Source organism: Sphingobacterium arenae (assembly GCF_014692505.1).
Classification (GTDB): domain Bacteria; phylum Bacteroidota; class Bacteroidia; order Sphingobacteriales; family Sphingobacteriaceae; genus Sphingobacterium; species Sphingobacterium arenae.
Map to the genome: position 1 here is coordinate 466924 of NZ_JACNYK010000002.1, position 17544 is coordinate 484467.

Here is a 17544-nt window from a genome sequence, read left to right on the forward strand (position 1 = left end):
CAGCGACGAGATTTTGGATCCGTGGAGATGCTCATCCATACCATTAGAGACGAATACCAATGACTAAAAGAACAAAAGAAAAGCGTATCTTTGCAGGATGATTAATGTCTCTAATTTATCCCTCCGTTTTGGGAAACGTATATTATTTGAAGATGTAAACCTGAAATTTACTCCTGGAAACTGTTATGGTATTATCGGTGCTAACGGTGCCGGTAAATCAACGTTCCTAAAAATCGTTTCGGGTGATGTTGACCCTACGTCAGGTTCCGTGTCGTTTACACCAGGAGAACGTATGTCGGTCTTAAACCAAAACCACTACGAGTTCGACGAGTTTACAGTGCTTGAAACCGTAATGATGGGCAACCAGGAACTGTACAAGGTGATGAAAGAAAAAGATGCCATTTACATGAAGGAAGACTTTACCGACGCTGACGGTGAACGCGCTGGTGAGCTAGAAAGTCTTTTTGCCGAAATGGATGGATGGAATGCCGAAAGTGATGCTGCAACCTTGCTGAGTAATTTAGGCATACAAGAGAATTTACATTATAAATTAGTAAAGGAGCTTGACGGTAACGAAAAGGTTCGCGTTCTTTTGGCGCAGGCTTTGTTCGGCAAGCCAGACATTTTGATTCTCGATGAGCCTACCAACGACTTGGACATTAATACCATTGCGTGGTTAGAAGATTTTCTTGCGGGATACGAGGCCATTGTTTTAGTGGTTTCACACGACCGTCACTTCTTAGACCATGTTTGTACACATATTGTGGACATCGATTTTGGTAAGATGAATATTTACACCGGTAATTATAGTTTCTGGTATGAATCATCCCAATTGGCATTGAAGCAACGTGCGGATCAGAACAAAAAAATGGAAGATAAAGTGAAGGAGTTACAGGAATTTATACGCCGTTTCTCTGCCAATGCTTCCAAATCCAAACAAGCTACCTCGCGTAAAAAGGCTTTGGATAAGCTCAATGTGGAGGATATCAAACCCTCCAACCGTAAATATCCGGCTATCATGTTCAACCAAATGGACCGTGAACCAGGCGACCAGGTATTAAATGTAGAAAACTTAAGCAAAACTGTTGGCGGGGAAACCTATTTTAAAGATGTTACCTTCATGATCAATAAAGGCGACAAAATCGCCTTATTATCAGAAAACTCTTTGATAACCACAGCTTTTTATGATATACTATCCGGTCGCGATAAAGATTTTGACGGAGAATTCAAATGGGGCGTTACCATCACCCCAACCGATATGCCTATTGAAAACGCCGAGTACTTTGAAGGTCACAATGAAAATCTCGTAGATTGGCTTCGCAACTACACCTCAAAACCTGAAGCAGACGAACAATTTATTCGCGGATTCTTAGGAAAAATGTTGTTTTCAGGAGAGGAAGTCTTGAAAAAAGTATCCGTCTTATCCGGTGGAGAAAAGATGCGCTGCATGTTCTCCAAAATGATGCTTCAAGGCGCCAATTTTCTTCTCTTCGATGAGCCGACAAACCACCTTGATTTGGAATCTATCACGGCGTTGAATAACGGCATGTTAGATTTCAAAGGTTCGATGTTGTTCACATCACGGGACCACGAATTGACACAAACAGTAGCGAACCGCATCATTGAACTTACGCCTAAAGGGGTAATTGATAAATTAATGTCTTATGATGAATACATCAATTCCGACGTTGTAAAAGCACAACGCGAAGAGATGTACGGCAAAAACATAGCATAAGAACGATATCATCAGCGCTTTATCTAGCATAAAAAATAAGGGGGAATGTACGTTTCCCCTTATTTTTTAGTACTTTGGCTTTCTAAACTTATAAAAGAAACCATGAGACTAAACACATTGTCCTCGCTAATATTGTTAGCGGGAATTGCTTTTTTATCTTGTTCGTCTGGAACAACTTCGTCAACCACACAGGTAGAAGACACCCTTCAGGATACCCTTGGTTATCCTGAAGAACATTTAAACTGGAAATTAGGCGCACAAGCCTACACCTTTAGATTGTTCACATTTGCTGAAGCATTAGATAAGATCGACAGCGCTGATTTACGGTTTGTTGAAGCTTTTCCAGGACAAATTGTGGGAGCTGGAAATGAGGAAAAGTTCACGTATACGCTCTCGGAAGAAGGACGTGATCTCGTACGGAAACTCTTAGCCAGCCATAATATTACATTACATGCTTTTGGTGTAGTTAACGGCAAAGATGCGGACGAATGGGAACAGATTTTTGCATTTGCCCAAGACATGGGTGTGAAGGTGATTAACTGTGAACCTAAAGAGGAACATCTGGATATTGTATCCACCCTGTGCGACAAATACGACATCTACGCTGCGATTCATAACCACCCAGAACCTAGTACCTATTGGAAACCCGAGGTCATTTTAGCGGCATTGGAAGGAAGAAGTTCAAAAATGGGCGCTGCAGTCGATGTTGGTCACTGGATGCGCTCGGGGTTGGATCCCGTGGAGTGTCTACAAAAATTAGAAGGCAAGATTATACATTCGCATTTTAAAGATTTAAACACTTTCGGCGATAAAAAAGCACACGACGTACATTGGGGAACAGGTAAACTTCCTATTAATGAAGTTATCGAAGAACTAAAAAGGCAAAACTTTGACGGGATGCTTTCTGCAGAATACGAATACAACTGGGAAAATAATCAAACCGATGTTGCTCAGAGTATTCGTAATTTTCGTGAGCTAATATCAGCATCGGCTAATTAACCCAGTTCTTATAAAAATTTTCCTGCGGTGGTCGACTTAAATCGATAAGATAGCCGTTGACCACCGCATATTTTAACATCGTTCCATTTCCTAGAAAGAAATTGCTGGTTCCTGTCAGTACGATGGAAGGAGTAGGTATAAATTCACTATGGGCAGAAACCACCAAAGGAAGCGTATGTAAACGGTCCTTTCCTCTGGATGCGACCTGGATAGCAATATAGCCCTCTTTCAACAACTCCCAGGCCCTATCATTATTCATATCGTCAACCGTTCGGAGAACCTGAGGATAAACTTTTCCCTGCACGAATTTCAATCCGTCAGCATCCAATTCGTCATAACCAAACGTACCTTCCAAATCGCCTATATCTTCTATCCAACCCCGTACACAATAATCCCGTTCCACAGTCAATTCGGCCCGGCGGATAGCAATATCTGTCTTTAACGGTATACTATCCGTTCCCAGATCGATCTGACGGATGATCACATCATGCAGTTGAGAAGCATTGAAAGGTATATCATCATAGGCTTTATAATCGTACTTTTTATACGAATCCTGCGCTATTTCCAACAAAGCGTTTAAGATAATAGCAAAATTAAACCGTCTTATTTCCTGTTTTTCAGGATCGCCCTTTAAGCCGCCTGATTCAATTAACACCGTACTCGCTCCCCATGCTTGGAAATTGTCACCAAAACCACGTGGCGAATGCGTATCATCATACTTCGCAACTGCGTCAGGAATGTATTGCTGCAAGAGGTTATTCATCCCCACAATCAACTGCATAGCTCCTTTCCGAACATCGTTCACGTCCCTTTCTGTGTTATACGCCGGAGCAAGCACCGCTATCGTTACCGGATTTTTCGTTCCGGGCACATTATAATATATGCTCTGGTCGTGTAGGTTAAACCCGTAATTTGGCTTAATCTCTTCCGCCATTCGTCGCAAGAGTCTCGCCTCTACTGTCTGATTGGCGCGTGCATCGCGATTCAAATCAATGTATTGCGCATTTCGTCGTATAAAACGTTCCGCACCGTCGGGATTAAGCATGGGAATAAAATGAATAGTCAAGTTATCCTTAAGGCAGTCGCGGATAGAATCAAAACCATCATCCTCGCCTTCCAAGAAATTGAAGATGTCAAACAAGGCCATCGTTGCAGTAGGTTCATCACCGTGCATCTGCGACCACAGCATCACTTTTTTCTCTCCGTTGCCATATTGTAGTTTATATATTTCTCGGTTTTCCACCGATTTTCCTATTTCATCTACCTGCAACGTCCCTGCCCCATCATGCACTTCTACTAAATCTACAATATCCTGATGCTTAAAACGCCTATGCGTTAAAACAGTTTCTTTATACTTTTTATGTAAACTGTTATAGTCAGTCGTATCCAACGTCATGCCCTCTGCATATCTATTTGATTCATCCGTCATCGCGGTCTGATTACAAGACTGGAGACATAGGAGTATACCTAGAAGAAATAGCACTCTTTTCATAACATTTCAATAACGTTATACTTTGTACATCGAGACATGCCTCCATGTGTTTCTATCGATTAAACAATAACCGATGTCCCGTACCCACCTCAATAATCTTGCCATCTGTATAGGCCATATTTCCAGATACGATGGTATGCCTTATGGTGGACGAAAACGTATGCCCTTCGAACGGCGACCAACCGCACTTAGATAGGATGTTACCTTTAGAAACCTCATAAGGTTGATTCAAATCCACTAACACCAAATCTGCCCAATAACCCTCTCTGATAAAGCCCCTATTTTCCACCTGAAACACCTCAGCCGTATTATGAGCCGTTTTTTGCACCACTTGCTCTAATGTAATTTTACCCTGTTTTACAAGATCCAACAACGCTTGGAGTGCGTGCTGCACCAACGGACCGCCCGATGGCGCCTGCGCATAAGGTTTCGATTTTTCTTCGAATGTATGAGGGGCGTGGTCGGTGGCAATGACATCAATATGTCCATCTAATACAGCCTGGAAAACGCCATCCCTGTCGGCGGCTGTTTTCACCGCCGGATTCCATTTAATAAAATTTCCCTTTTCTACATAATCCGCATCAGAAAACCAAAGATGATGTATACAAGCTTCGGCGGTAATTTTTTTCTCCCTTAAAGGCGTAGAACTAACAAACAATGCTGTCTCTGCCGCTGTCGAAATATGCAATATATGAAGACGGGTATCATGCTTTTTGGCAAGTTCTACCGCTTTAGAAGAAGAAAGATAACAAGCCTCTGCTGTCCGGATCAGCGGATGCATAAATGGCCGGAGACCATCTTCTCCATATTTTTCCTTAAAGGCTTGAAGATTGCGCTGTACAGTTGCTTCGTCTTCACAATGCACGGCAATCAATGTCGGTGCTTCCGCAAAAATCTTCTCCAGCGTTGCCTCATTATCAACCAGCATATTACCGGTGGAGGAACCCATAAAAATCTTGATTCCACATACATCACGTGGGTTTGTTTTTAAAACCTCGTCTAGATTGTCGTTGGCTGCTCCCATAAAAAACGAATAATTTGCCAACGATTTTTCGGCAGCAATATCGTATTTTTCCTGTAACAATTTTTGGGTTAACGTATTAGGAATAGTATTGGGCATTTCCATAAACGACGTCGTTCCTCCCGCAACCGCAGCCCTACTTTCATGCCAGATATCCGCTTTATAGGTCAGTCCTGGTTCACGAAAATGTACCTGGTCGTCGATCAATCCTGGCAACAGGTGTAAACCTTGCGCATCTACCGTTTGTTCAGCAGCATGATTAATTTCCTCCGCGATCATTTCGATCCGTCCGTTACGAATATACACATCGCCCAAAAAAGTCTTTCCTTCGTTGACAATTTGTGCGGATTTTATAAGAATTGACATGTTTATATCTATGAGTTATAAATTACCTATCCACTTCGCCTAGCACAATATCGATAGAGCCTAGTATCGCGATTAAGTCTGCTATAAGCTGCCCTCTTCCTAACTCCGGCAAAACCGAAAGATTATTAAAGCTAGGACCTCGCGCTTTCACCCGTCGCGGCACATCCGTTTTCTCTTGCGTTACAAAGTGAAATCCGAGTTCTCCTTTCGGGTTTTCCGCCCGAATGTAATATTCCTGTGCTTTCAAGTTCACCTTTTTCGGAACTAATCCGCGGGGGTCGAAATCCGGCGTCCGTTTAAAATCTGTCTGAAGCCTACGCAGACATTGTTCGATTATTTTTACAGACTCCGTCACCTCGTCAACCCGAACCTTATATCGATCCCAACAATCCCCAAGCGTTCCCATCTCTCCTTTTCCAATTGGAATTTCAAACTCTAGTTCCGGGTAAACACTATAACCATCCACCCTACGCAAATCCCACTTGATACCAGAGGCGCGTAACATCGGCCCGCTGCAACCATAATTAATCGCTACATCAGCAGGCAGAGCTCCAATATTTGCTGTCCGCGAAATAAATATCTGGTTATTGGATAACAAATCATCCAACTCCACCAATTTAGGTTTAAAATAATCTACAAATTCCTGACAGCGCTCTTCAAATCCCACGGGCAAATCATAAAATAAACCACCCACCCAAATATAATTGTAGAGCATACGTGACCCTGAAGCCCACTCTAACATATTCATGATATGTTCTCGATCCCGAAAACACCACATAAAAGGTGTAAACGCCCCAATATCTATACCATAAGTACCAATGGCGATTAAGTGCGACGCAATACGGTTAAGTTCACAAACCAACACCCGTATATACTCTACCCGCTTAGGCAATTTATCTTCTATCTTGAGCATCCGTTCCACCCCCATCACGAACGCATGACTATTGTTCATGGACGATAAATAATCCAATCGGTCCGTAAACGGAATAGCCTTTCCATAATTCATTGATTCCGCGTGCTTGTCAAAACAGCGATGCAGATAGCCGAGATGCGGAATAATATCTCTAACAACCTCTCCATCTGTAATAAGTTCCAAACGGAGCACACCATGTGTAGAAGGGTGTTGAGGTCCCATATTAATGACCATCTCTTGGGGTGTTATTGCGGCAAGCTTCTTCTTATAATTTTCCAGTCCTTCAGTATAACTTGTCATCTCCTTCTATTTAATGGCTATTCCATGATAGGTATCCGCATCTTCGTAATCCTTACGTAAAGGATATCCCTGCCAATCGTCAGGCAGCAAAATACGTCTCAAATCCGGATGCCCCGTAAAAAATATTCCCATCAGATCAAACGCCTCTCGTTCGTGCCAATCAGCAGTACGCCAAACCGTAGAAACAGAAGGAATCTCCGGCAAATTGTCAAGTTGGCGGTCGTTCTCCATTTCTACTTTTAATGTTAACTGCGTTTGGTAGGGAATAGATGCCAAGTGGTACACTACACCAAACCGTTGTTCAGGGAAATAATCTACAGCAGAAATATTAGAAAGAAAATCAAAATAGTATCCCTCCGTATCGCGCAGCAAAAAAGCAGTTTCCACTAGATCGTCCACACGGATAACCAAGACAGGTTGTAAGTGCTCTTCTTCCAGACGAACAATAGCCTGTTCGCCCATATTGGTAATGATTAAATCTTTTATTTTGCTTATCATGTACTACGGTGCTAATCGTTGTATAATCCAGTCTCCCTGCCGGAAGACATATTCGATTCGGTCGTGCAAACGGTTACTTCTACCTTGCCAAAATTCCATCCGCAACGGGCTGACCAAGTATCCTCCCCAAAAAGCAGGGCGCTCTATAGTGACGTTATCAGCATATTCTGCTGTCAACTCATCTACACGTGTTTCCAACATTTTTCTATCTGAAATGACTTGACTCTGCGGAGAAGCAACCGCTCCAATACGACTTCCTCTCGGGCGCGATGCAAAATACTCATCCGAATCTTCCGAAGGCAACTTCTCTGCCCAACCCTCAATGCGTACCTGTCTCTGCAGTTCGGGCCAAAACAACAAAAGACTAACTTTCTTTTGCTTTGCCATCGCCTGTCCCTTTTTACTATGATAATTCGTAAAAAAGCTAAAGCCCGCAGGTTTTATATCTTTTAAAAGAACCACCCTCGAAGAAGGGAAACCGTCGTCGCCGATAGTAGCCAACACCATCGCATTTGGTTCGAGGACTTCAGCATGACGCGCTTCGTCAAACCAGCGTTGAAACTGCTCTATCGGATTGGATAGCACTTCGTTTTCATCCAATTTATATTTACAATAATCTTCCCTTATAGCTGCAATATCTTTATGGATAATGGACATGGGTAATATATGTTGATGCAAACACAAACTTAATCAAAAGCCATGGGATTCATAAGGTGTACGGTCAAAAAATTGCTTTTTCAGGAAAAACAACCTATATTGAAACAAGTTTTAGATGAAAGGGTTCTTATTATGTTTAATACGCACGCACCTCAAAAAGGAAGTTTACTACTCTCCGAACCGTTTATGCTTGACAACAATTTCGAAAGATCTGTTATTTTACTATGCGAACACGACATCATTGAGGGTACGATGGGTGTTATCGTCAATAATCGTTCTTCTCTACTTTTATCGGATGTTATACCCGATATAGAAAACGCGCAATTTCCTTTATATATCGGCGGACCAGTAGGCGTAGAAGCCTTATTTTTTCTGCACAAAGTTCCCGAAAAGATCGATGGCGGCATCGAGCTGGTCGATGGTATTTACTTTGGCGGAGCATTTGAACAGATACGGCTTCTGGTAAACGATCATCTTCTTCAGCCCGACGAAATTAAATTTATACTGGGGTACGCCGGATGGACGCCGGGTCAATTAGACGATGAAATAACCCAAAACAGTTGGGCTGTACACAATAAATTTCCTACAGATTTACTTTTACTCCAAGACGGCGAAGATCTATGGAAACAAGCGCTTATAAGCCTCGGCCCGAAATATGCCCACGTCGCCAATTTCCCCAAAAGCCCAGATTTAAACTGAGGATTTTTGGGAAGCCACCTTATTTATCAAAGGATGACTTCCCATGCTTTACTTTATAGAACTTCACGCCAAACAAAAATATAACGATATAGCTCACTATGGGGAGATAGTAAGATACCGCTATATTTGTATCCGCAACCAAACCCATTAAAAACGGAAAAACTGCAGCACCAACAACCCCCATCGAGATAAACGACGAGGCCTGTTGCGTATGTCCGCCTAAATTCTTGAGCCCTAAACTAAAAATCGTCGGAAACATGATGCTAAAGAAAAAGTTGATGGATAGCAGCGCGGCAAACGAGACCCACCCCCAACCCTGCGCGACCAAGATACACATAAAGACATTGGCCAGCGCGAATATAGCTAATAGCTTATTTGCAGCAATATATCGCATCAGAAATGTACCTATAAAACGTCCTAACAACATGGTTCCCATAAAAAGCACGAGGTAGCTCCCCGCTTTTTCATCAGAGAAGCCCATGACCTCATGACCATAATTAATAAAAAATGCCCACGTGCCTCCCTGTGCTGCCGCATTAAAAAACTGGGCGATCACAGCCCACACAAAATGCCTATGCTGGAAGAGCTTCTTATCTGGCGACACGTCCACATTAACAGCCTCAAGATCCACCGCTTCCTCGGATTTATGTGGATCCACCAATGTCGGAATTTTCACAAAAGAAAAGCACACGGCAATTAATATAATCACAGCACCGATACCGATATATAAATTCTTAACCGAGTCCAGCCCCTCCGTGGGAATATTATAGCTTCCCCGTAGTAAAAAATACGTTCCCAGCGCCGGCCCGATCATGGTACCCACTGCGTTAAATGCCTGCGCAAAATTGACCCTTCTATCGCTGCTCCGCTGATCCCCTAAGGATGCCATGAAAGGGTGTGCTACGGTTTCTAATGTTGCCAAACCACATCCCAGCACGAATAGCGCTATCCGAAAAAAACCGAACGACTCCGCATCAGCAGCCGGTACAAAAAGAAAAGAGCCTGTCGCGAATAAGATTAGCCCCAAAAGCACCCCTTTTTTATAACCAAACCTTTTCATAAACATTCCAGCAGGAATACTCATAATAAAATACGCACCAAATATAGAAAACTGAACCAGCCCAGAGTCCGCCTTGGAGACATTTAAAACCGTTTGAAAATGCTTATTAAGAACATCCCCCATCGTGATGGCAATACCCCAAAACATGAATAACGAGGTAACGAAAATAAGCGTAATCATATACTTTTTTTCGGTAAAAGATATTGTCTCTTTCATTGTTTATTTTTTTGGTCTATAAAAATTCTGTTTAATTTGATTTAGCAAGTTTATCGTCCCAGAGATACGCCGCACCCAATAAAGCCGCATCTTCCCATAGCGCACTTTGATATAACGCTACCTCCTTGTTTTCCATTTGGGTTTTCAGCTTATCGACAAATAAATCATAGCAGCGAGCGATATTCCCGCCTATGATAACAGCAGATGCCGATTCTTGCCGAGTAAAATCATCGAGAAAGATCGATAAATGCTCCGAAAACTCATTAAAAAGCCGATCTTTCCATGGATCGTCGCCGTTTGCAAGAGCTTCAACACTTTCTAGCTGCTCGCCGCACAATTCCTGATATCGATGCTTAAACCACCTCGATGATATATAATCTTCTGCTATTCCCTCTTTCATTGGTCTTATCGCTCGGAATACATCCCTGCACATTCCCTTGTCAGACACCGCAGAGCCCAGTCCCGTACCCAATGTGATACCAACGACCTTCGTGTCCGTCAAACCCGTCCTATATACTACCTCTCCTTGTAAAAAAGCCTCTGCGTCGTTCCTAAACAATATATGCTGCTGCGGAATACCCAACATTGTCGCCAGTTCCTTTTTAACGTTTACGCCATATAATGCGTCATACTTATTCAGCTCTTTAATATAGGAAACCCCCTCCGCGTAATCAAAAGGCCCAGGCATAGCAATACCTATACAGATATTGTCTTTATTGGCTTCGTTTACAAAAGGAGAAAGAAAATTAGCCCAAGAACCAAGAATAACTTCCGGGGGCGCATGCGAATCCACTTTCATTCGGCTTTGAGATCCAACAAGCAGCTGTCGCTCATCCAACACAACCTTTCCTGCTGAGATATGCGAGCCACCGATATCCACTCCAATAACTTTCCGTTCGTTTTTGTTCATAACTGTATTAGCTCAAATCGTTTTACAATTATATAAAACGTTTTAGCAAAATCAAAAAAGAACTTAAAAATATTTTAACGAGTAGATGAATCTCGTTCTATAAAAGTAGTTTTCAAGACTATTTTTTGTACATCCTTGTCTATTTCGGTCGCTTTTTTGTTCAATCTAGACAATAATAAATTAATTGCATTTTCCGAAATAGATTCGATAGGCTGCGCTATACTGGTTATCGCTGGAGCATACATCTCGAAAAGTTCATAATCATCAAAGCTAACGACTGCTATATCTTTCGGAATACGTAAGCCAAGTTGTTTGATTGATTTGAGACCACTCACACAAATATAATTTGTCGAAAAAATAACAGCGTCTATACTGTTCCGCTTTCTTTTGAAAAAAGACAATAAATGTTTGTGCCTTTTAACGCTATCCTCGTGTGCAATTTCTTTTATAATCGGGGTCAACTTACTATCTTGTATAGCTTGCTCATACCCCGCTAATCTATCCAGCATTTGACTCTGCAATGAGTTCAGCGTAATAAACGCAATATTCTTATACCCTTGTTTAATAAGATATTGCGTTGCCGAATACACACTTTCATAATTATTGACCAAGACATGATCTGTTTCCACATTATGCAGATGGCGGTCTAGCACCACCACAGGTTTGCCCGATGCGCATAACGCATTTATCTTTTCCTCCACGCCTTCCGGTGGAACAATAATGTAACCATCTACATGCTTATCTTGATAGATTTCTATCAATTCTCTCGTTTTGACAGCATCATTCTCCGTGCTAGAATATATAATCCTATAGCCATTTTTATAGGCATTCTCTTCTATCTCTTTCGCTATTGCCGAGAAAAAAGGAAAAGAAATATCCTCCACAATGAGCGCAATAATATTAGATTTTCCCGTTCGCAAGCTTCTGGCCAATGAATTGGGCTTATAGTCGATCTCTTCCACGTAATCCATAACTTTTTTCACCAATTTATCGCTGATTCGCTTCTCCTGCGCTTTTCCATTCAAAACAAAAGATACCGTTGTCGTCGATATCCCTAAATGTTTTGCAATACTCGTGATCGAAATTTTCTTACTCATTATTTACGCTCGTTATTCCCGTATTCCGCTTGTCAATATACAGTGCTAAAATGATTTTTCCATCTATCTACAAACTTAGATAAATTTCTTTTACAAGCAATATGTCCTATTATCGCAGACGAACACATTATGCTGGAATATCCTGTCGCTCCTGTTTAAACTGCTCGACAATACACTGTCGGTGTCGCGTTCCCCACGCCGCCAGACTGTTAATAACCGGAAGCAACTCGATACAATAATCGGTAAGTTCATAAACAACCGATATCGGTTGCTCCGAGATCACCGTACGTTTTACCAATAGGTTCATTTCCATATCTTTCAATTCCCGACTGAGCATCTTTCCCGAAATCCCCTTTACCTCCTTAAGTATTTCCGAATAACGTCGTTTGCCAAAACCCAACAAAGAGATGATGGTAATTTTCCATTTACCATGCAATACATCCATCGTATCGTGCACAGCCGCAATATGTTTGTCGCAGCTTGCGTGATCCTGTCTTTCACAAGGTATATTTTCTATTTTGTTTTCCATAAAATGTCACTTAGTTACCCGAATGTTACTATTACTTTTTGTCCCTTGGTTACAAATTTACACCAAATCATTGGATATTTGCATAGGTTTTATAAAAATTTAAATTACAGATGGAATTACAAGACGCATTATCATGGCGTTACGCCGTAAAGAAATACAAAGAAGCCACCGTAGCGGACGACAAAATCCGTCGCATTCTCGAAGCGACTAATCTCAGCGCATCCTCCGTAGGCATTCAACCTTATCGGGTTATCGTGGTCAAAGACAAAACGCTGCGCGCCGAACTGGGAGCAGGCTCATTTAATACACAGATTGCCGACGCATCGCATTTACTTGTTTTCGCTGCCTATACCAATATTGATCAACATATGATAGAGGATTTTATGGCACGTACAGCAGCGGCACGGTCCGTACCACTGGAACAACTTGCTGATTTCAAGCATAAACTAGATAGTTACCTTCTAGCACGCAGTGCCGAGGAAAATCATCAGTGGGCCTCCCGTCAAGCCTATATTGGTCTCGGCACTGCCCTTATAGCTGCAGCAGCCGAACAAGTAGATTCTACGCCGATGGAAGGTTTCGATGCCGAACAAGTAGACCGCATCCTTGGGTTATCCGAAAAAGGATTACGTAGCGTAGTCCTATTGTCATTGGGCTATCGCGACGAAGAGCAAGATTGGTTGGCACCTCTTAAAAAAGTTCGACTACCGGTTGACGAATTCGCCTTACAAGTTGGTTGAGTAGAGTCCCACTTGTTTAATAAAAGAATCTCCCGGATCGCCAGGCGATTCAGGAGATTCTTCTACATCCTTATCAACAATTAAATTGAAATATCTACCGGAGTTTTTATTACTTTTACATCATGAGCAACAATGATATCATGAAAAAGCTCCGCGTGGCTTTAAAATTCACCGACGATGACATCATCGAAGTACTATCCCTAGTCGATTTCAAGGTAACGAAAACCGAACTGGGTGCGATATTTCGCAAAGAAGACCACCCCAATTTTAAACCCTGCGGTGACCAGATACTCCGAAATTTTCTTAACGGGTTGATCATTTACAAACGTGGCCGCAGACCCGACAATCGTCCGAAAGTTTAGCGATATCCCATTTCCAATTACCATCGTGCCCGTTCATATTGAACAGGCCACGCTATGTTTACCTTTAATTCATGAGCTGCCCTTAGTGGAAAATGCGGGTCCCTCAAAAATTCGCGGGCAATCATGATTAGATCGGCTTCCTCATTAACTAAAATTGATTCTGCTTGAACAGCATTCGTAATCAATCCTGCCGTAGAAGTCAGTGCACCTGTTTCCCGTTTTACTTTTGCTGCAAAAGGCGTTTGATAAGCCGGTCCAACAGTTATTTTTTGATGACTTACCACACCACCACTCGTGACGTCCATCACGTCCACCCCTTTGTCTTTTAAAATTTGTGCAAGCGCAACAGCGTCCTGAGGTGTCCATCCACCTTCCGCCCAATCCGAACCTGGAATACGTACAAGTAACGGCTTTTCCTGCGGCAACACCGACCGTACGCCATCCAGCACCTCCAATAATAATCGAGTTCTATTTTCAAAAGTACCACCATACGAATCCATACGTTGATTGCTTAAGGGAGACAGAAACTGGTGTAGTAGGTATCCGTGCGAAGCATGAATTTCGATAACATCAAATCCTGCCTTTAGCGCCCTTCCGGTTGCCGTCTTGAAATCCAAAATCACTTTTTGAATCCCCTCCATGTCCAATGCTACCGGTTTTGGGTAATTGTCTGCGTAAGGAATCGCCATGGGAGCTACCGTCTGCCAGCCACCGTCTTCCAGCTTCACTGCATCACGGCCCACCCATGGAACCATGGTACTGGCTTTTCGACCTGCATGAGCCAATTGAATCCCCGGAATCGCGCCTTGCTGTTTAATAAAAGTATTAATTTGACCCAGCTTTTCCACGTGTTCGTCCTTCCACAGTCCTAGGTCCGAAGGTGATATCCTTGCTTCAGGCGAAACACCGGTTGCTTCCACCAAAATCAACGCAGCGCCACCTACAGCAAAACTACCGAGGTGCACCAAATGCCAATCGTTGGCAAAGCCATCCAAAGCGGAATACTGGCACATCGGCGAAACGATGATTCTGTTTTTTAAAGTAATTCCTTTTATAGTAATCGGACTAAATAATTTGGACATACGGGTTATTTTTAAACAATAAAATTCTTATGTTTCGTCAACATCCGAAGTTACAGACAAAGGGATTCTTTATCAAGACAAAATGTGGAAAGCAAGTCATAAAAAATCGTTCATCCAGCGTTGGTAAAACGAGAGACGACGTACTCCTAACCTATGGTTGACTTAACCATTCTAATACATTTAGTAGCAAAAACACATGATCTTTACCATCTGGATGATTCATTCCAACTTTTCTACTATTTATACCTTTTAACAACGCAGTAAAGGAAGAAGCATCGGCGAAAATACAAACCCGGCCTTTGCCACATTCGAGTAATGCGCCATTCGCAAGTTGCGTTCCGATTATATAAGGCATGTCGTTTCGGATACCCGTTTCCGTTTCTTCTATCTTGGAAGGTAAATAAATACGGTACGCCGCATCTAATACCGCAAACACCTCTGCATCTTCAGGAGGAATAAAACCGCTACCTCCCCAAAAACGCAGTTGATGAACCTGCCTCCCTTTTCTATCCGTCACTGGCGAAGGAAGTAGATTTCCGATCTCTCTAGTGAACAGCTCTGGCTGCCCATCTACCCGATGGGTGAAACCATTGATCAAATTAAACCCAAATCGTGCAGCTAAACTACCTACCGCACCCGCACTCGGCATCTGATCTGTGATGATGAGCAAGCTTCCTCCCTCATCATGCACCCAGCGATAAAGCGCTTCTATTTCCTCTTCTCTATAGACGGAAGTATTAGGAAGATCCCACAGCGAAGGATGACTTAAGGCATTCACCGTTACAAACACTTTTGCTTGGGATAAAACATCCCTTTCAATAGCTGCTTTATAAGCTCGCAATCGATAACCTTCTGCCTCTACGACATCTGCAAACCCTTTGTATTGACCTGAAAGAGAAAAGGCATTATAATGATATTGATCGTAGAGCAGCAATGGACCATTTTTATGCGGATACAATGGATACGTCAACTTAACCTTAAAATCAGGATCAGAGACTGTTTGTCCACCCGAATAAGATGGCGCAAAGATGAGCAATAAAATAAACGCTAAGACTGTCATAACTATTTTCCTGCTTTAACCCAACGATCATCTTGAAAACACTGCATCTCAACTGTCTCTTTGGATTCGTCTGCATAAAAAGTAACAGGCATAGCCGCATCCGGATTTATAAATTCCCGATCTGTTATACAAGCAAGCGGTATACGTTTTCCATCCCATTCTTGAACGAGCATTAAGCCATCGCTGTCAGGGAAAATCTTGATTACATACGTTTCGTCCCGTTGGAGATAATAATCCCCCTGATATAAATGAGCTAACGAATCGCTAAGTAACTTTCGCTGTGTAGGATCGAAATCCACTTTGATTAAGTCAACTCTTTCCAAAATCTTTACGGCAGTAGGTGGTAGGCCATTAAATGCCAATTTATATTCTTCCTCGATAGATTCAAAGGTCAAATTTCCAGTTCTTTTGAGCGAATAGCGGCGATCATCCCAGACCTGTCGAGCCTCCAACTGATCGTCTATGATCTCAAATTGAATATAAGCTACTCGATTCGGAAACCGGTAAAAACCCTCAAACGGTTGTAACGAAGTTTGCCCTGCAACACGATCAGCAAACGGATTACGATTGCCCATAGCAACGTGCAACCCACACAGCCCTATAAGAGCCACCAATACCCAAAGTTGTTTTTGTTTCTTTTTCATCTGTATATAATTATCCTTGTTTTAATGAATGAGACAAGTATAAATAACACCTTATTTAAAAGCCTCCGTCTGGATAAATCTGTACAGAATTGTTATTGCTGCTGTAGGTATTGCTTTGGCGTCATGCCAACTATCTGTTTAAAAGCGGTATAAAATGTGGTTTTAGAATTAAATCCCGATCGGATGAAGATCTCCTGGATACTATAATCGTTTTGTGTATTTTCTTTTAACAACTTTTTCGCATAGCGAATACGGAAGCCATTTATAAACTGATAAAAATTCAGATCGACACCGGTGTTCAGCACATAAGAAAGCTCATGGACCGACAATCCGATCTTGTCGGCTAATAGCGGTAAGGTTAATGTCGAGTCCAAATAAGGCTTATCGCTATCCATCAAGGAAAGTAGCCTTTCCTTGAAAAACCCCACTTGTCCTGCCGTCAGTCGTTCCTTATCCTTACATAATATCGCTGCCTTTATAACGGGCACCTCCGAGTCTACGAGCTGATAAATTGCAGTTTGTGATAACGCATAATAACAAAAAGCTAATACGCCAACCAAATAAAACCCGTCCATCAGAGGCGATAGAGAAGGAACAAAACGGACAACCAGAGAACAAACGCCCAAGAACAACATCCCCCACCATATATTAAGCACCCATTGGAGATCCACGTCATGGACATCAGCGGAGATCTTTTTCAACAATGCGCGGTGTCTACGTAATAGCACATACGTCCAAATACCGTATAGAAGAAACTGAATATATAAAAAATAGCGTATTGTATAGACGACAAAATTAGGTAAGTCGTACCCGCCCGGGAGCAACAGAATAAGTAATAAGGTCGGTGTAAAGTGTAAAAAATATTTAAACGGCAACTGGTCGGGAGATATATATAGGTTTATAGCGACGAAAAAGCAAGGTAATATTGCCCATCTCCCAAACTCTAAAAAGTATAGCAGTGCCACCTGTTCTAACATGTTTACGCTTTCCAATAAGAGTTGAATAAATACACTCGACAGAAAAAAGCTACAGATTCCCAGAAACAGATTGGCTCCTTTATTAGCTTTGGGTTGATTGAACAAAAGGAGTAAAGCGAGTAGAAACAAGCTTCCACCGCATAGTCCATAAATTAAGATCTTGTATATCATACGTCTGTATAACCAA

Annotated in this window: 18 protein-coding genes; 5 read left to right on the forward strand and 13 right to left on the reverse strand. The window is 42.2% G+C overall.

Going from position 1 to position 17544, the window contains the following annotated elements; all coding sequences use genetic code 11:
- Positions 1 to 97 precede the first annotated feature (97 nt).
- Complete coding sequence (locus H8B17_RS08220) at positions 98 to 1735, forward strand: ABC-F family ATP-binding cassette domain-containing protein (protein ID WP_190308716.1); 1638 nt, start codon at positions 98 to 100, stop codon at positions 1733 to 1735.
- 102 nt (positions 1736 to 1837) lie between these two features.
- The gene (locus H8B17_RS08225) at positions 1838 to 2734 is read left to right on the forward strand and encodes a sugar phosphate isomerase/epimerase family protein (protein WP_190308717.1); all 897 of its coding nucleotides are present in this window, start codon (positions 1838 to 1840) and stop codon (positions 2732 to 2734) included.
- Here H8B17_RS08225 and H8B17_RS08230 read toward each other — a convergent pair.
- The 5 genes from H8B17_RS08230 to pdxH are packed head-to-tail and all read right to left on the reverse strand — an operon-like array spanning position 2727 to position 7981.
- Positions 2727 to 4226 carry a M14 family zinc carboxypeptidase gene (locus tag H8B17_RS08230; protein WP_223816439.1) on the reverse strand — a complete coding sequence of 500 codons (1500 nt, stop codon included), beginning with the start codon at positions 4224 to 4226 and terminating at the stop codon, positions 2727 to 2729. The two genes, H8B17_RS08225 and H8B17_RS08230, sit on opposite strands and share 8 nt — an antisense overlap.
- Positions 4227 to 4278: 52 nt before the next feature.
- Entirely contained in the window at positions 4279 to 5613 is a 1335-nt protein-coding gene (locus H8B17_RS08235; RefSeq protein WP_190308718.1) for a dihydroorotase, read from the reverse strand.
- Between the two features lie 22 nt (positions 5614 to 5635).
- The gene (locus H8B17_RS08240; RefSeq protein WP_190308719.1) at positions 5636 to 6826 is read right to left on the reverse strand and encodes an NADH-quinone oxidoreductase subunit D; all 1191 of its coding nucleotides are present in this window, start codon (positions 6824 to 6826) and stop codon (positions 5636 to 5638) included.
- Between the two features lie 6 nt (positions 6827 to 6832).
- Positions 6833 to 7324, reverse strand: coding sequence for an NADH-quinone oxidoreductase subunit C (locus tag H8B17_RS08245; protein WP_190308720.1), 492 nt, complete (start codon positions 7322 to 7324; stop codon positions 6833 to 6835).
- A 3-nt stretch (positions 7325 to 7327) separates the two neighbouring features.
- Positions 7328 to 7981: a pyridoxamine 5'-phosphate oxidase gene (gene pdxH / locus H8B17_RS08250; RefSeq protein ID WP_190308721.1), complete on the reverse strand. Its 654-nt coding sequence runs from the start codon at positions 7979 to 7981 to the stop codon at positions 7328 to 7330.
- A gap of 132 nt (positions 7982 to 8113) precedes the next feature.
- On the opposite strand from pdxH, the gene H8B17_RS08255 reads away from it, so the two are divergent.
- Positions 8114 to 8680 carry a YqgE/AlgH family protein gene (locus H8B17_RS08255; protein WP_190308722.1) on the forward strand — a complete coding sequence of 189 codons (567 nt, stop codon included), beginning with the start codon at positions 8114 to 8116 and terminating at the stop codon, positions 8678 to 8680.
- Positions 8681 to 8699: 19 nt separating this feature from the next.
- Here H8B17_RS08255 and fucP read toward each other — a convergent pair whose 3' ends face one another.
- From fucP to H8B17_RS08275, 4 genes are all read right to left on the reverse strand, one after another.
- A complete protein-coding gene (gene fucP, locus H8B17_RS08260; protein WP_190308723.1) occupies positions 8700 to 9956 on the reverse strand; it encodes an L-fucose:H+ symporter permease in 1257 nt (418 codons plus the stop codon).
- Positions 9957 to 9987: 31 nt separating this feature from the next.
- Entirely contained in the window at positions 9988 to 10866 is an 879-nt protein-coding gene (locus H8B17_RS08265) for an ROK family protein (protein ID WP_190308724.1), read from the reverse strand.
- Positions 10867 to 10940: 74 nt separating this feature from the next.
- Positions 10941 to 11963 carry a LacI family DNA-binding transcriptional regulator gene (locus tag H8B17_RS08270; protein ID WP_190308725.1) on the reverse strand — a complete coding sequence of 341 codons (1023 nt, stop codon included), beginning with the start codon at positions 11961 to 11963 and terminating at the stop codon, positions 10941 to 10943.
- A gap of 127 nt (positions 11964 to 12090) precedes the next feature.
- On the reverse strand, positions 12091 to 12492 hold the full coding sequence (locus H8B17_RS08275) for a winged helix-turn-helix transcriptional regulator (protein WP_190308726.1): 402 nt from the start codon (positions 12490 to 12492) through the stop codon (positions 12091 to 12093).
- 110 nt (positions 12493 to 12602) lie between these two features.
- On the opposite strand from H8B17_RS08275, the gene H8B17_RS08280 reads away from it, so the two are divergent.
- Entirely contained in the window at positions 12603 to 13232 is a 630-nt protein-coding gene (locus H8B17_RS08280) for an NAD(P)H-dependent oxidoreductase (protein ID WP_190308727.1), read from the forward strand.
- Between the two features lie 122 nt (positions 13233 to 13354).
- The gene (locus tag H8B17_RS08285; protein ID WP_190308728.1) at positions 13355 to 13594 is read left to right on the forward strand and encodes a DUF1456 family protein; all 240 of its coding nucleotides are present in this window, start codon (positions 13355 to 13357) and stop codon (positions 13592 to 13594) included.
- A gap of 17 nt (positions 13595 to 13611) precedes the next feature.
- On the opposite strand, the gene H8B17_RS08290 is transcribed toward H8B17_RS08285, so the two are convergent.
- The 4 genes from H8B17_RS08290 to H8B17_RS08305 form a co-directional block, all read right to left on the reverse strand.
- Positions 13612 to 14676: an NADH:flavin oxidoreductase/NADH oxidase gene (locus H8B17_RS08290; RefSeq protein WP_190308729.1), complete on the reverse strand. Its 1065-nt coding sequence runs from the start codon at positions 14674 to 14676 to the stop codon at positions 13612 to 13614.
- A gap of 151 nt (positions 14677 to 14827) precedes the next feature.
- On the reverse strand, positions 14828 to 15736 hold the full coding sequence (locus H8B17_RS08295; RefSeq protein ID WP_190308730.1) for a hypothetical protein: 909 nt from the start codon (positions 15734 to 15736) through the stop codon (positions 14828 to 14830).
- A gap of 2 nt (positions 15737 to 15738) precedes the next feature.
- Positions 15739 to 16380, reverse strand: a complete 642-nt coding sequence (locus H8B17_RS08300) for a hypothetical protein (RefSeq protein ID WP_190308731.1) — start codon at positions 16378 to 16380, stop codon at positions 15739 to 15741.
- 92 nt (positions 16381 to 16472) lie between these two features.
- Entirely contained in the window at positions 16473 to 17528 is a 1056-nt protein-coding gene (locus tag H8B17_RS08305) for an AraC family transcriptional regulator (RefSeq protein ID WP_190308732.1), read from the reverse strand.
- Positions 17529 to 17544 lie beyond the last annotated feature (16 nt).

Excerpts from the sequence above, each read along its gene's own strand:
- H8B17_RS08220 (WP_190308716.1), top strand. The coding sequence starts at position 98 with ATGATTAATGTCTCTAATTTATCCCTCCGTTTTGGGAAACGTATATTA.
- H8B17_RS08225 (WP_190308717.1), top strand. The coding sequence starts at position 1,838 with ATGAGACTAAACACATTGTCCTCGCTAATATTGTTAGCGGGAATTGCT.
- H8B17_RS08230 (WP_223816439.1), bottom strand. The coding sequence starts at position 4,226 with ATGAAAAGAGTGCTATTTCTTCTAGGTATACTCCTATGTCTCCAGTCT.
- H8B17_RS08235 (WP_190308718.1), bottom strand. The coding sequence starts at position 5,613 with ATGTCAATTCTTATAAAATCCGCACAAATTGTCAACGAAGGAAAGACT.
- H8B17_RS08240 (WP_190308719.1), bottom strand. The coding sequence starts at position 6,826 with ATGACAAGTTATACTGAAGGACTGGAAAATTATAAGAAGAAGCTTGCC.
- H8B17_RS08245 (WP_190308720.1), bottom strand. The coding sequence starts at position 7,324 with ATGATAAGCAAAATAAAAGATTTAATCATTACCAATATGGGCGAACAG.
- pdxH (WP_190308721.1), bottom strand. The coding sequence starts at position 7,981 with ATGTCCATTATCCATAAAGATATTGCAGCTATAAGGGAAGATTATTGT.
- H8B17_RS08255 (WP_190308722.1), top strand. The coding sequence starts at position 8,114 with ATGTTTAATACGCACGCACCTCAAAAAGGAAGTTTACTACTCTCCGAA.
- fucP (WP_190308723.1), bottom strand. The coding sequence starts at position 9,956 with ATGAAAGAGACAATATCTTTTACCGAAAAAAAGTATATGATTACGCTT.
- H8B17_RS08265 (WP_190308724.1), bottom strand. The coding sequence starts at position 10,866 with ATGAACAAAAACGAACGGAAAGTTATTGGAGTGGATATCGGTGGCTCG.
- H8B17_RS08270 (WP_190308725.1), bottom strand. The coding sequence starts at position 11,963 with ATGAGTAAGAAAATTTCGATCACGAGTATTGCAAAACATTTAGGGATA.
- H8B17_RS08275 (WP_190308726.1), bottom strand. The coding sequence starts at position 12,492 with ATGGAAAACAAAATAGAAAATATACCTTGTGAAAGACAGGATCACGCA.
- H8B17_RS08280 (WP_190308727.1), top strand. The coding sequence starts at position 12,603 with ATGGAATTACAAGACGCATTATCATGGCGTTACGCCGTAAAGAAATAC.
- H8B17_RS08285 (WP_190308728.1), top strand. The coding sequence starts at position 13,355 with ATGAGCAACAATGATATCATGAAAAAGCTCCGCGTGGCTTTAAAATTC.
- H8B17_RS08290 (WP_190308729.1), bottom strand. The coding sequence starts at position 14,676 with ATGTCCAAATTATTTAGTCCGATTACTATAAAAGGAATTACTTTAAAA.
- H8B17_RS08295 (WP_190308730.1), bottom strand. The coding sequence starts at position 15,736 with ATGACAGTCTTAGCGTTTATTTTATTGCTCATCTTTGCGCCATCTTAT.
- H8B17_RS08300 (WP_190308731.1), bottom strand. The coding sequence starts at position 16,380 with ATGAAAAAGAAACAAAAACAACTTTGGGTATTGGTGGCTCTTATAGGG.
- H8B17_RS08305 (WP_190308732.1), bottom strand. The coding sequence starts at position 17,528 with ATGATATACAAGATCTTAATTTATGGACTATGCGGTGGAAGCTTGTTT.